This window comes from Sphaerisporangium aureirubrum (assembly GCF_042658925.1).
Taxonomy (GTDB): Bacteria; Actinomycetota; Actinomycetes; order Streptosporangiales; family Streptosporangiaceae; genus Sphaerisporangium; species Sphaerisporangium aureirubrum.
The window spans coordinates 25,300-37,998 of record NZ_JBHSRF010000039.1 but is presented as its reverse complement, the minus strand read 5'-3'; the positions used below and the strand labels follow the sequence as shown (position 1 = coordinate 37,998).

The following is a 12,699-nucleotide window of genomic DNA, read 5'->3' as shown; positions in this document are numbered from 1 at the left end:
TCAGAGAGCGAGTTCGCGCAGGACGACGTCCGCCAGCCTCCGGGCACGCGGGTAGTACTCATGGGCGAGCGTGTGGAAGACCTGCTCGGCCCGGATCGCCGGCCAGTCGCCGGGCAGGTGCTCGGTCGGCAGGTGGGGATCCTGGCGGACGAGTTGCAGCCAGTCGGTGTGCAGCAGCAGTTGCCGTGCGAGGTCGTCGGGTGCGGAGGAAAGCGGCCGAGGTACGTCCCACTGCGCGAGGAACGCGCGGTAGCGCCGGGCGATCTGCTCGATGTCGAACGCCTTGCTCACCAGGTCGGCGGCCTCGGTCGGCTTGAACGCCCTGGCGGTCAGCACGGTGACGTGGTCGCCCAGTTCCAGCGAGGCGAGGATGCCGGTGACGTCCCTCTCCCCGGGCGCGATCCACAGCCCGCTCTGCAGCAGGCCGAACCCTCCCCAGACGAGCCGGGAGCGCAGGTCGTGCCGCGTGCTGCGCCGGCTGTCCGGCAGCGAGAACCCGACGAGCGTCCACGTGCCGTCCCAGCCCCGGTTCACCGCGCCGGTCTCCCACACCCGCCGTCGCCCGTCCGCGAGGATCTCCGCGGCGTGCGGGGTGAGCCCGAAGTACACCCTCCGCCCCCGCCGGTGCCGTGCCAGCAGGTTCCGCTTCACCATGCGGGCGAGGGTCGAGCGCACTGCCTCCTCGGAGACGCCGAGCCGGGCGAATACGTCGATGACGCTTCCGGAGTAGACGGCCACGTCGCGACCCAGCACGTAGAGGCCGAGGAAGCTGAACATGAGGGACTGCGGGCGCACGGATGGCGCCGTCTGGTCGTCGTCGACGGCGAGTGTCACAGCAAAAGGGTACGGTTACAAAGTTGTGTGTATCTTTGACGATCGTCATATTTTCGCCATACATTCGGCATCGGTGCCGTCCGCTCCCGAGAGGTGATGTCCATGGCCCGCCCCCGAGGTACGCGGTGCGCCCGCACCGAAGGTCCCGGAGAGCCGAAATGGCGACCATGAACGTCGGCGAGCTGGTCGCGGTCGACATGCACACCCACGCCGAGGTATCCGCCGACGGGCACACCTCGCTGAGCCCGGAGCTGTTCGGCGCCTCCGAGAAGTACTTCAAGGAGCACCCGAGGCCGGCCATCCCCGAGATGGCCGCCTACTACCGCGAACGGAAGATGGCGGCGGTGGTGTTCACCGTCGACGCGGAGCACGCCACGGGACACCCGCGCATCTCCAACGAGGAGATCGCCGAACACTGCGCCGAGCATGCGGACGTGCTCATCCCCTTCGGCAGCGTGGACCCGTGGAAGGGCCGGGCGGGCGTCCGCGAGGCGCGCCGGCTCGTCGAGAAGTACGGCGTGCGCGGCTTCAAGTTCCATCCGAGCCTCCAGGGCATGTCACCCGGCGACCGGGCGGCCTACCCCCTGTACGAGGCCATCGAGGAACTGGGCGTGCCGGCGCTGTTCCACACCGGCCAGACCGGCATCGGCGCCGGTGTTCCGGGTGGGGGCGGGATCCGGTTGAAGTATTCCAACCCGATGCTGGTCGACGACGTCGCCGTGGACTTCCCCGAGCTGCGGATCATTCTGGCCCATCCGTCGTTCCCCTGGCAGGACGAGGCGCTGGCGGTCGCCACGCACAAGCCGTACGTCTACATCGACCTGTCGGGGTGGTCGCCGAAGTACTTCCCGCCGCAGCTCGTGCGGTACGCGAACACGCTGCTGAAGGACAAGGTGCTCTTCGGTTCCGACTACCCGGTGATCACTCCGGACCGCTGGCTGTCGGACTTCGACAAGCTGGAGATCAAGCCCGAAGTCCGTCCCCGGATCCTCAAGGACAACGCCGTACGCCTGCTCGGGCTGGGTGCGGAGGAAAGGACGACACGGTCATGACGACGACGGTGCACGGTCCAGGCGAGATCAAGGCGCTCGCCGGGACGGATCTCGGCCACAGCGGGTGGCTGGAGATCACCCAGGCCCGGATCGACGCCTTCGCCGACGCGACCGGCGACCGCCAGTGGATCCACGTCGATCCGGTGCGGGCGAAGGAAGGGCCGTTCGGCGGGCCGATCGCGCACGGATACCTGACCCTGTCCCTGGTCATCCCGCTCTTCACCGAGCTCCTCGACGTCCAGGGGGTGAAGATGAGCATCAACTACGGCCTGGAGAAGGTCCGCTTCCCCAGCCCCGTCAAGGTGGGTAGCAAGATCCGTCTCGCCGCCGTCGTCGTGGCGGTGGAGGACGTGGCCGGCGACGGCGTCCAGATGCTGCTCGACTTCACCGTCGAGATCGACGGCTCCGCCAAACCCGCCTGCGTCGCCCGCACCGTCTACCGGCACTACATGTGAGCGTCCACGGCCAGGCGTGATCCTTGCTCAGCCCATATTCGGCAGAGTATTGACGAACGTCAAAAAGATGCCTAATCTCCGGGGCCAGTAAGCGATGCTCGGCTCGCTTCCCAGACAAGGAGCTCGGTCATGCCGAACCTGTCAAGCACACCCCCCAACCGGATCCAACTCCGACGAGCGGTGGCGTCCAGCTTTGTGGGCAGCGTCGTCGAGTACTACGACTTCCTGCTGTACGCCACGGCCTCCGCGGTGGTCTTCAGCAAGGTCTTCTTCTCCGCGCTCGACCCGCTCACCGCCACGGTCGCCAGCTTCGGCACGTTCGCCACGGGCTATCTGGCCCGGCCACTGGGCGGGGTGATCTTCGGCCACTTCGGTGACCGGCTGGGCCGCAAGCGCATGCTGGTCCTGACCATGATCCTGATGGGCGTCGCCAGCGTGCTCATCGGCCTGCTCCCCACCTACGAGCAGATCGGGGTCCTCGCCCCCGTCGCGCTCGTGACGCTCCGGATCCTGCAGGGCATCGCCGTCGGCGGCGAATGGGGCGGCGCCGTGCTGATGTCCGCCGAGCACGCCACCAGCAGGCGCGGCCTGTGGGCGAGCTTCACCAACGCCGGAGCCCCCTTCGGCATGGTCCTTTCCACGGGGGCGCTCACCGTCACGGCCGCCGCCCTCTCCGACACGGCGTTCCTCAGCTGGGGCTGGCGGATCCCGTTCCTGCTCAGCGTCGTCCTGCTGGCGATCGGCCTGTTCGTCCGGCTGCGGGTCGAGGAGACCCCGGTCTTCGAGGAGGCCAGGGAGCGCACCTCCCGGGCGCCGCTGCTCGACGTGCTGCGCGACCATCCGAGGGTGTTGTTGCTCGGGGTGGGTGTCGGCCTGTCCGCCTTCGTGGCCCAGGGCACCCTCACCACCTACCTCATCGCCTACAGCGTGCGGACCGGCTTCACCCGGCAGACCGTGCTGAACTGCCTCACGCTCTCCTCCGCGCTCGCCGTCCTCGGCATCATCGGCTGGTCGGCCCTGTCGGACCGGGTCGGCCGCCGGCCGGTCGTGCTGACCGGCGCACTGCTCATGGCCGTGTACGGCTTCGTCCTCTTCCCGATGGTGGACACCGGCAGCACGGCCATGCTCGCCGTCGCGCTCGTGCTGGGCCAGTCGGTCCTCCACCCACTGATGTACGGCCCGCTCGCGGCGCTGTACACCGAACTCTTCGCCACCGGGAGCCGCTACACGGGAGCCTCGCTCGGGTACCAGCTCGCCGGGCTCGGCGCCGGTCTGGCCCCGCTGCTGTTCGCCCAGCTCGACGCGTCGGGCGGCGGCGGGACCACCACGATCTCGGTGATCATCGCCGCGTGCTGCCTGCTGACCGTGGTCTGCATGCTTGCCCTCCGCGAGACCAGCCGCCGCGACCTGACCTCGGTCCTCCCGGCCGTGCCGGTCCCCGGCGACGCGGCGGGCACGACGAAGCCGTCCTCGGTCTGACGGGGGCCACCGATGCTCAACGCCGGGCTGGGAGGCTGGCCGGCCCGCCGGGCCCAGATGAGCCCGGACCGCACCGCGTTCGTCTTCGCGGGCCGGTCGGTCAGCTACGCGGAGATTCACGAGCGGACGACGCGGCTCTCGTCACGGCTGCGCGAGGCCGGTGTGCGGGCCGGGGACCGGGTCGCCTACCTCGGCCCGAACCACGTGGCCTTCGCCGAGACCATGTTCGCCACCCATCTGCTCGGCGGGATCTTCGTCCCGCTGAACGCCCGGCTGGCGGCACCCGAGATCGCCTACATGCTGGACGACTCGGGGGCTTCGGCCCTCATCTACGCGCCGGAGACCACCGCCGTGGTGCGCGGCCTGACGAATCTGCCGGCCTCGCGCACGGTCGTGGCGCTGGAGTCGCCCGCGCCGGGTCAGCAGGAGTTCGAGTCCTGGTTGTCGGAGGGCGATCCCACGCCGATCGACGTCGCGGTGGCGCTCGACGACATCGCCCTGATCCTGTACACGTCCGGGACCACGGGACGTCCCAAGGGGGCGATGCTCAGCCACGCCAACCTGGTGTGGAACTGCTACAACATGATGATCGGCGTCGATGTGGCGAGCACCGAGGTGACGCTGGTGAGCGCGCCGCTCTTCCACGTCGCGGCGCTCGCCCAGACGCTGCTGCCGACCTTCCTCAAGGGCGCGAGCTCGGTGATCATGCCGGCCTGGGACGTGGACCTCTGCTACGACCTCATCGAGAAGCACCGCGTCACCTGGATGTTCGGGGTCACCGCGATGTTCGCCGCGTTCGCGCGGTCCCCGCGCTGGGCCGACGCCGACCTGTCCTCGCTGCGCACCCTCATGTCCGGCGGGGCGGCCATCCCCGTCGGGCTGATCCGCACGTACCAGGAGCGGGGCCTGGTCTTCTGCCAGGGGTACGGCCTGACCGAGACCTCGCCGGGCGCGACCTTCCTTGAGGCAGGCGAGAGCGTACGCAAGGTCGGCTCGGCCGGCGTGCCGGCGTTCTTCACCAACGTGCGCGTGGTGCGTCCCGACCTCACCCCCGTGGCGGCCGGCGAGCCGGGCGAGGTGCTCGTCCAGGGCCCGAACGTCACCTCCGGCTACTGGCGCAACCCCGAGATGTCCGCCGCCGCGCTGACCGAGGACGGCTGGTTCCACTCCGGAGACATCGCCACCCTCGACGACGAGGGACATCTCTACATCGTCGACCGGCTGAAGGACATGTACATCTCGGGCGGGGAGAACGTCTACCCGGCCGAGGTCGAGGCCGCGCTCTGCGAGCACCCGGCCGTCGCCGAGGCCGCCGTGGTCGGCGTCCCCGACGGCAAATGGGGCGAGGTCGGCCGCGTGTTCGTCGTCCCCCGCCCCGGCTCCGCCCCCTCCCCCACGCACCTGTGCGACTTCCTCCGCTCCCGCCTCGCGAAGTACAAGATCCCGGTCTACTTCGACTTCGTGGACGCGCTGCCGAGAACAGGCTCAGGCAAGATCCGGAAACCGGAACTACGCACGCGCCCCCTGTTCCCGCCCCCCTGCCGTGCCGAGCGCGACGCGGTAGGCCGTGAGCGTCTCGTCGGCCGCTCTGCTCCAGCTGAGGCTCTCCCGGACGAAGCTCTCTCCCCGGGCGCCGAGCGTACGGCGCAGCTCCGGGTCCGTCATGACCTCGATCACGACGCGGGCGATGTCGCCGGGGTCGGCGCTCCGTACGAAACGGACGGCGGGGCGGGCGGGGTCGCCGAGGAAGAGGCGTGAGAACCCGTCGCCGAGGATCGTGGGTCTGGCCAGGGCCATCGCCTCGGTGGCCACCAGGCCGAACGGCTCGAAGAGCGAGGGGAAGACGCAGGCGTCGGCCATCTCGTAGAACTCCAGGAGCGCCTTGCCGTCGACGAACCCGCCGGACGTCAGGACACGGCCGTCCAGGCCCGTCTCGGCGACGATCCGCGCCACACCCGCGTCGTCCCCCTCCCCCACGATCACCAGGCGCAGGCCGGGGACGGCGGGCGCGATCTTCCGCATGGCCTCCAGCAGCGGATAGACGCCCTTCTGCCGTTCGATGCGGCCGACGAACAGCAGCACCGGGTCCCCGGCGGCGATGCCGAGCCGGGCCCGCAGGGCGGCGGCTCCCGCGCGGAGCCCGTCGCGGTCGAACGCGGGGTCGGCGAGCACCCGTTCGTACGTGCCGCCGAGGCGCACGACGTCGATCGGCGTCCGGTCCCAGCCCGCGGCGGCCAGCTCCGCGCGCACCTCCGGGGTGGCGACGACGACCCGCCGGGAGATCCGCGCCAGCCACCGCTCGACGGCGGCGAACACGTTCAGCGGGTCGGTGACGGTGCGCTGCGCCGCGACGCCGTACTCGGTGGTGTGCACGTGGAAGACGACCGGCAGCCGCAGCACGTAGTGGCAGAGCAGTCCGCACAGGAAGTTCGTCGAGTCGTGCACGGCGACCAGGTCGGGCCGCCCGGCCCGGCCCGCACGGCGCAGCCGCAGGAAGTACCGCCAGTTGCTGACCACGACGTTCAGCGCGAGCAGGGCGAACTCGGCGCCCCGGGTGCGGTTGAGCCGCCGGCGGCGGCCGATGGCGCCGAGGACGCGGCCGAGCGGGCGGTAGACGGTGACGCCGTCGCCCCGCTCGTGCACGGGCTGGTGGCCGTCGTTGAGGGTGAAGACGGCCAGCCGGTGGTCGCGGGCCAGGTACGGCGTCATCAGCTCGGCGTAGCGGCCGAGCCCGGCGGTGATGTTCGGCGGGTACTGGTTGACGACGCAGGCGATCCTCATCGATCGGCCTCCTCTGTGAGTGGGGTGACCGCCACCGGGCCGTCCGCCCGGTACACCCGGCCGGCGGCGGCCGCCACGACGGCCACCAGGATGAGATTGCTCAAGGCGAACGCCACCAGCCCTCCGATCAGCCCCTGCCAGGCGATGCACACCGCCTGGCAGGCGAGCGCGGCGGGCGTCCCGGCGGCGAGGCAGGCGATGAACACCTTGGCGCCCCGCACCCCGTCCATCGACAGGGCGACGAAGTAGAGGTTGAAGACGGTGTGCGCGCCGATGCCCACGGCCGACAGCGCCATCAGCCCCACCGAGTACGGGTACTCCCTCCCCATCACGAGAAAGAACACCAAGCTGGCCGCGAAGGAGAAGACCGCCGTGGCCCCCGCGACGGACGGCGCGAGCCGCGCAATCCTCCGCATCAGGGCGGGCTTGGCCGTCGTGGCCAGCATAGGCAGCAGCACCAGGCCGATCCCGTCGGTGAACACCACGCCGAGCAGCCGCTTGGGGAAGCCGTTGTACAGGGAGTACACCCCGACGTCGGCCCGCCCGGCCCAGTGGTTGAGGAAGATCACGTCGACGCCGAAGAGCACGGCGGTGAACGTGGCGATGGCGGTCACGTACGCGCCGTGCCGGTAGAGCGACCTCGCGAGGGCCGGCGACCAGGAACGCGGCGCCACCTCGAACCCGGCCACGGCCACGACGGCGAAGACGAGGTTCGTCACGATGAGCGCGCCGAGATACACCTCGGCGTCCACGATCCCGAGCACGAGCAGGCAGTACGCCGAACCGGCCAGGTAGGCGACGGCGACGGCCAGCTTGAGCGCGGCCACGAGCCTGAACCTCTTCAGCCCGCGCAGGAAGCTCTCGGTGAGCTGGTTAACGGTCATCGACAGCGCCAGCGCCAGGCCGAAGGCGAGCGTACGGGTGTCGACGCCGAGCGCCGCGGTCAGCAGCGGCGCGGCCAGCATCCCGGCGGCGAACAGGGCCGTCCCGAGCACCAGCGTCGAGAAGAGCGCCGTCGTCACCAGGGCCGGCCGGTCCGCCGGTTCGGCGCGCGGCAGCTCCTGGAACATGACGTAGTTGAGGCTGGTGAGCATGGCGACGGTGGCGATCAGCGCGATCGACAGGACGAGGGTGAAGTGGCCGAACGCGGCGGCGCCGATCCCCCTGGCGATGACCAGCGTGGTGGCCGCCGCGGTGCCGCTGGCCAGGGTGCTCACGAGCGTGGGCCCGGCCGCCCAGCGGTGGCCCTCGACGGCCCGCGCGACGCGGGCGCGCACGTCCCCGGCCGGCCGGCGGCGCGTCACCGGGCCAGCTCGGCGTACGCCGCCAGGGTGAGCTCGGCCGTCCGTGCCCACGTGTACCGCTCGCGGACGTGAGCGGCGCCGCGCGCGCCGAGCCGGGACGCGGCCCGCCGGTCGTCCAGGCACCGCAGCAGCGCGCCGGCCAGCTCCTCCGGCGAGTCGTGCTCGCACCGGACCGCGCCGTCCCCCACCACCTCCGGGGAGTAGCCGGGGCCGACGACCACGGGCCGGGCCAGCGCCATCGCCTCGACCGCGACCAGGCCGAACGGCTCGTACGTGGACGGGAACGCGCACACGTCGGCGGCCAGGAAATGGGCGAACACCTCGGCGGAGCTCAGGAAGCGGTACCCGGCGATCACGTGGCGGCCTGCGCCCGTCTCGTCGATCAGCCGCGCCACCTCCGCGTTCTCGTCGGTGCGTGGAGCCTGCGCGCCGATGAGCACGATCCGCACGTCGTCGCGCTTCCCGGCGATCAGCGGGGCCGCCCGGATCAGTGTGCGGACGCCCTTGTGCGGCGACAGCCGGCCGGCGAACACCACGAGCCGTCCGTCGCCGCCGGGCAGGTAGCGGCGCCGGACCGCCTCGCGGAGCCGGTCGCGCTCGTCGCCGGTGAGACCGGCCAGCCGCGACAGCTCGGGGTCCTCGAAGCCGTGCGGGATGACCCGCAGCCGGCCGGGCGGCCATCCGCACGCCACGAGATCGTCGCGCATCCCGGCGCTCGGCACCACGATCAGGCATGCCATCCGCGCCTGGGCGGTCTCCAGCGCGGCGATGCCGGCCGCCACCGCGGATCGGCGCCGGGCGGGGGCGGCGTTGAGCTCACGGGTGTGGACGTGGAACACCACCGGGGTGCGGGCCAGCACCCGGCAGAGGATCCCGGCGACGCAGCCCATCCAGTCGTGCACGGCGACGACCGACCCCGACGGCCCGGCGCCGGCCCTGATGACGCGGGCCGCGACGCGCACGTTGAACACGAGCATCCCGATCACGCGGGCGACGCGCAGGACGGCCGCCGGCGCCCGGGTGACGCCCCCGGCGCGGCCCTCGGCCCGGCCTCCGCCGGGTGTGCGCACCCGGTGCAGCGTGACGTCGCCCATCCGCTCCGTCCGGGGCGCCACGTGCCGCGCGGTGGCCCCGAACACCTCGACGGGCGTGCCGAGATGCCGCATGGCGGCCATCATCCGCTCGGCGTACCGCCCGAGCCCGCCGACGACGTCCGGCGGCGCCTCGGCGCAGACGACGTAGACGGGGCGCGGCCGGGCCGTCAGCTCGCGCATCGGCCGCCGGCCTGCGTGTCTCGCAGGTACGCCTGCCGGGCGAAGTCGAGGTCGGCCTGGGTGTTGATGCCGCGCGCCTCGCCGGGGTCGTCCACCGGCACCACGGTCAGCGGCCGTCCGGCGGCCCGCGACAGGCAGGGAAGGAACGGCAGGAAGTTGACCTCGCCGGTGGCGGCGCCCGGGGTGGCATCCCGCAGATAGCGCGTCCACTCCTCCCGCAGCCCGTCCGTGCCGAGGCAGAACACGCCGACGTCGCTGAGCCCGCCGGGGCGGCACTCGTCGCCCTCGCGCGACTGCCGCACCCGTACGAGCGCGGAGCCGGCGATCTCGTACTCGACGTACGGATCCGCCATCGGCACCAGCGGAATCGTGAGCCCGGCCCCCCGGTGGGCGGCCACGACGCGGCGGACGGTCGCCGGGGACAGGTTCGCCTGGTCACCCCAGACCACGAGGATCGCGTCGTACGGCTCCCAGTACGGGGCGGCGCCGAAGATGGCTCCTCCCATGCCGGTCGGCTCGTCCTGGACGCTCACCGAGACGGCGCCGCTCCCGATCTCCTCGGCCGCGAGGTCCCGGAACGGTGCCTCGCCTTCGGGGGAGACGACGACGTGGACGTGCTCGACCCGGGGCCGCAGCCGCCGGTGGAGCAGGTGCCAGACGGTGACGCCGCCGGCGATCTCGACCATGATCTTCGGGATGCCGAAACCGAGCCGGGTGCCACGACCGGCCGCCGGGATCACCGCGCAGACGCGCTCACTCACCGCTGCTCCTGGTGGAAGAGGGACACGATCTCGTCGAGGTCCGATACGGCGATCGCCCCCGCCGCGGGCTCGGCGCCGTGGACCTGGAGCGTCACCAGCCCGGCGCCGACCGCGGACGCCACCCCGTGCGCGGAGTCCTCCACGGCCACGGCGCCGGCCGGGTCGACGGCCCAGCGACGGCAGGCGTACGCGTAGAACAGCGGATCGGGCTTGCTCACCGGGACGTCGTCGCTGGTGAGCACGGCCCGGAAGTAGCCGCCGAGGGAGCAGGCCGCCAGGACCCGCTCGACCGACCCGCGGCTGCCGCCGGTGACCAGGTACACCGTGCGACCGTCCTCCGTGAGGCGCTCCAGGAGGCGGCGGGCGCCGGGCAGCACGGCGACCGCTCCCGCCTCGGCGTACTCGCGGTAGAGCCGCTGCTTGCGCCGGGCCAGCCGCCCGGCCGCGACGGGGTCGCCGGGGACCAGGTGCGACGCCACCTCGGCGGTGCTCGCGCCGGCGTGGGCGGCGTACCGGAACGAGGCGAGCGCGCCGGGCGCGATCTCCGTGATCGCCTGGCGGAACGCGGACTCGTGCGCCGGGCACGAGTCCACGAGCGTGCCGTCGAGGTCGAACAGCCAGGTCCGGCGGCCGGCGACCTCACCGGCCCGCGACGGGGTCACTCGGCTCCCGCCAGTGCCGCCTCGCCGCAGATGGCCGTCAGGGCGTCGACCGTGCTGCGTCCGCCGTGCACGCCCGGACGGCCGGGGTCCTCCAGGTCGGCCGTGACCCACCGCGCCCCGGCCCACTCGCCGCAGTCGATCACGGCTCGCGGCACCGGGGGCACCGGCGGCAGGCCGTCCGACGGCGGGACGGGGCGGGGACACAGGACATGGGTGACGGTGCGCCGCTCGTTGCGGGGGTCGCCGAGGTAGGTCAGGGTGAGGTCGACCAGATCGGGCGCGGTCAGCCCCTGGATGTCGTGGTCGTCCCGGGTGTTGACGACGAACACCTTGGCCACGGCCCGGCTCGCCGCGATCGCGTCCGTGACGCCTGGCGTCAGGTAGCTCGGCAGCAGCGACGAGTGCGGGGTGCCCGGCCCGTACACGAGCAGGTCGGTGTCCCTGATGGCGTCCAGCGCCTCCGGGCTCGGCGTGACGTCGGCGCGGTGGCGGGCCAGGACCTCCCGCACCCCCGCGGCGGGCAGCGCCTCCAGCTCGGCCCGGCACCGGGGGCCGATCGGCTGACGGAGCAGGAACAGGTCGGTGATCGCCTCGTCGTCCTGCGGCGCGACGATGTCGGCCTCGTCGGCCAGGAGGCGGCCGTCCCGCTTGAGCGCGGCGAGGAAGGCGTTCTCGCCGCCGGTCACGTTCAGCAGCCGGACCGGGGAGCCGAACGTGCGGGCGCAGGAGCGGACGGCGGCGTTGAAGTCCTCCCCCGTGCGGAGGTACGCACCGGCGAACACGAGGTTGCCGAGCGCGCAGTCGGACAGGTCGATCCCGTACGGCTTCGCGCCGAGCCGGCGCGCGAACAGGCGCAGGTCCCGCGTGATCTCCTCGCGCGCCTCCGGCCGCAGCGCGTCGAACGGCGTGCCGGACGGCGGACGGCCCGCGCGCCGCCCGGACGAGGCGATCTCGTCGATGAGGTCCCCGAGGCGCTCCGGCGTGATCCCGGCCGGCAGGCGATGTTCGAGGACGGACATCAGCGCGGCCTGCTGCGGATCGCCGCGGTCGAGGTGGAGCAGGCAGTTCTTGCGGAAGTCGGACGGCCCGAGCATCCCCGGGAGGTAGCGTCGCAGCGCGCCGGTGGACAGCCCGTTGTCGTACCCGTTGATCACCAGGGACAGGCCGAGCCCGGGGATGCTCAGCAACCTGCGCGCGATGCTGGCCCCGCCGCGCCCCCCGCTGAACATCGTGACCGCGCTCAGGGGGCGTGGACGAGTGCTCATCGGGTTTCCTCCGTCACACGGGACTTCACCGGCCGCGGCGGCGCCCCCGGCGCGCGCAGCACGCCCCGGCGCAGCAGCCAGTTGCGGTATCCCACGTAGCCCACGAACAGGGCCCGGTCCCGCGCCCCCTTCCAGAATCGCCACCCGCGACGGCCGCCGCCGCGCTCGCGGTGCTCGATGGGAAGCTCCATCCAGGTGTGGCCCAGCTCGGCGACCCTCGCGGTGATCTCCGTCGAGCAGTTCATCCCGCCGGACTCCAGCGGCAGGGCGCGGAACAGCGGGCCGCTGACCACCTTGAAGATCGAGTTGAAGTCGCGGTAGCGGGTGCGGAGCAGGGCGTTGCTGACCGCGCCGCTGGCCGCCGATCCCCACCGGTACGGCAGGCCGTCGGCCTTCCTGATCCGGGCGCCGGAGAAGGCGAGCACCTCACCGGCCTGGATGCGCGGGATGAACGCGTCGAGATTGGCTATCGGGAACTGGCCGTCCGAGTCGAGCAGCACGACCCAGTCCAGCCGGGTGCGGGCGATCGCGGCGGCGATCGCGGCGCCCGCGCCCCGATTGCGGTCGAACGAGACGACGACGAGCTCGGGGCAGTCGGCCCGCAGGGCCGCGAGGATGGCTCCGGTCGCGTCGGTGCTCCCGTCGTCGCACACGACGATCTCCCACGTGCCGACCGCCGGGTGCCGCTCCAGGTAGTCGCGCCACTCCGTCACCGCCGCCGCGATGGTGTCCGCCTCGTTGTACGCGGGCGCCGCCACCGAGATGTCGACGGCGCGGGCCCCGGCATGCGTGTTCGGCAAATCTCACCTCCCGGAAGGGCTTCGGATGCGGG

At 72.3% G+C, this 12,699-nt stretch carries 11 protein-coding genes and 1 pseudogene; 4 read left to right on the top strand and 8 right to left on the bottom strand.

The annotated features are described in order from the left end of the window. Positions 1-834 (bottom strand): PaaX family transcriptional regulator, encoded by an 834-nt coding sequence (locus ACFP1K_RS23875; RefSeq protein WP_380757041.1) that lies wholly within the window; start codon positions 832-834, stop codon positions 1-3. Between the two features lie 158 nt (positions 835-992). Between ACFP1K_RS23875 and ACFP1K_RS23870 the strand changes: the two genes are divergently transcribed. The 4 genes from ACFP1K_RS23870 (at position 993) to ACFP1K_RS23855 (ending at position 5,578) form a co-directional block, all read left to right on the top strand. Then, a complete protein-coding gene (locus tag ACFP1K_RS23870; protein WP_380757039.1) occupies positions 993-1,886 on the top strand; it encodes an amidohydrolase family protein in 894 nt (297 codons plus the stop codon). Then, entirely contained in the window at positions 1,883-2,341 is a 459-nt protein-coding gene (locus ACFP1K_RS23865) for a MaoC family dehydratase (RefSeq protein ID WP_380757037.1), read from the top strand. Before ACFP1K_RS23870 ends, ACFP1K_RS23865 begins: the two co-directional genes overlap by 4 nt. A 129-nt stretch (positions 2,342-2,470) precedes the next feature. Further along, positions 2,471-3,820 carry an MFS transporter gene (locus ACFP1K_RS23860; RefSeq protein ID WP_380757035.1) on the top strand — a complete coding sequence of 450 codons (1,350 nt, stop codon included), beginning with the start codon at positions 2,471-2,473 and terminating at the stop codon, positions 3,818-3,820. Between the two features lie 12 nt (positions 3,821-3,832). Next, on the top strand, positions 3,833-5,578 hold the full coding sequence (locus tag ACFP1K_RS23855) for an acyl-CoA synthetase (protein WP_380757033.1): 1,746 nt from the start codon (positions 3,833-3,835) through the stop codon (positions 5,576-5,578). On the opposite strand, the pseudogene ACFP1K_RS23850 reads toward ACFP1K_RS23855, so the two are convergent. From ACFP1K_RS23850 to ACFP1K_RS23820, 7 genes and pseudogenes are all read right to left on the bottom strand, one after another. Continuing rightward, positions 5,459-6,601: pseudogene (locus ACFP1K_RS23850) on the bottom strand (glycosyltransferase family 4 protein); the annotation flags it as partial. The gene ACFP1K_RS23855 and the pseudogene ACFP1K_RS23850 sit on opposite strands and share 120 nt — an antisense overlap. After that, a complete protein-coding gene (locus ACFP1K_RS23845) occupies positions 6,598-7,905 on the bottom strand; it encodes a lipopolysaccharide biosynthesis protein (RefSeq protein WP_380757031.1) in 1,308 nt (435 codons plus the stop codon). The gene ACFP1K_RS23845 and the pseudogene ACFP1K_RS23850, both read right to left, overlap by 4 nt. Then, entirely contained in the window at positions 7,902-9,179 is a 1,278-nt protein-coding gene (locus tag ACFP1K_RS23840; RefSeq protein WP_380757029.1) for a glycosyltransferase family 4 protein, read from the bottom strand. Before ACFP1K_RS23840 ends, ACFP1K_RS23845 begins: the two co-directional genes overlap by 4 nt. Beyond that, complete coding sequence (locus tag ACFP1K_RS23835) at positions 9,167-9,940, bottom strand: NTP transferase domain-containing protein (RefSeq protein ID WP_380757027.1); 774 nt, start codon at positions 9,938-9,940, stop codon at positions 9,167-9,169. Before ACFP1K_RS23835 ends, ACFP1K_RS23840 begins: the two co-directional genes overlap by 13 nt. Next, complete coding sequence (locus tag ACFP1K_RS23830; RefSeq protein ID WP_380757025.1) at positions 9,937-10,602, bottom strand: HAD family hydrolase; 666 nt, start codon at positions 10,600-10,602, stop codon at positions 9,937-9,939. The genes ACFP1K_RS23835 and ACFP1K_RS23830 overlap by 4 nt, the downstream gene beginning before the upstream one ends. Next, positions 10,599-11,867, bottom strand: a complete 1,269-nt coding sequence (locus ACFP1K_RS23825; protein ID WP_380757023.1) for a 2-phospho-L-lactate transferase CofD family protein — start codon at positions 11,865-11,867, stop codon at positions 10,599-10,601. The genes ACFP1K_RS23830 and ACFP1K_RS23825 overlap by 4 nt, the downstream gene beginning before the upstream one ends. Next, positions 11,864-12,667 (bottom strand): glycosyltransferase family 2 protein, encoded by an 804-nt coding sequence (locus ACFP1K_RS23820; RefSeq protein WP_380757021.1) that lies wholly within the window; start codon positions 12,665-12,667, stop codon positions 11,864-11,866. Before ACFP1K_RS23820 ends, ACFP1K_RS23825 begins: the two co-directional genes overlap by 4 nt. Between the last annotated feature and the right edge of the window lie 32 nt (positions 12,668-12,699).

Coding starts and splice junctions, on each gene's coding strand:
- ACFP1K_RS23870 (WP_380757039.1), top strand. CDS start 993: ATGGCGACCATGAACGTCGGCGAGCTGGTCGCGGTCGACATGCACACC.
- ACFP1K_RS23865 (WP_380757037.1), top strand. CDS start 1,883: ATGACGACGACGGTGCACGGTCCAGGCGAGATCAAGGCGCTCGCCGGG.
- ACFP1K_RS23860 (WP_380757035.1), top strand. CDS start 2,471: ATGCCGAACCTGTCAAGCACACCCCCCAACCGGATCCAACTCCGACGA.
- ACFP1K_RS23855 (WP_380757033.1), top strand. CDS start 3,833: ATGCTCAACGCCGGGCTGGGAGGCTGGCCGGCCCGCCGGGCCCAGATG.
- ACFP1K_RS23840 (WP_380757029.1), bottom strand. CDS start 9,179: ATGCGCGAGCTGACGGCCCGGCCGCGCCCCGTCTACGTCGTCTGCGCC.
- ACFP1K_RS23825 (WP_380757023.1), bottom strand. CDS start 11,867: ATGAGCACTCGTCCACGCCCCCTGAGCGCGGTCACGATGTTCAGCGGG.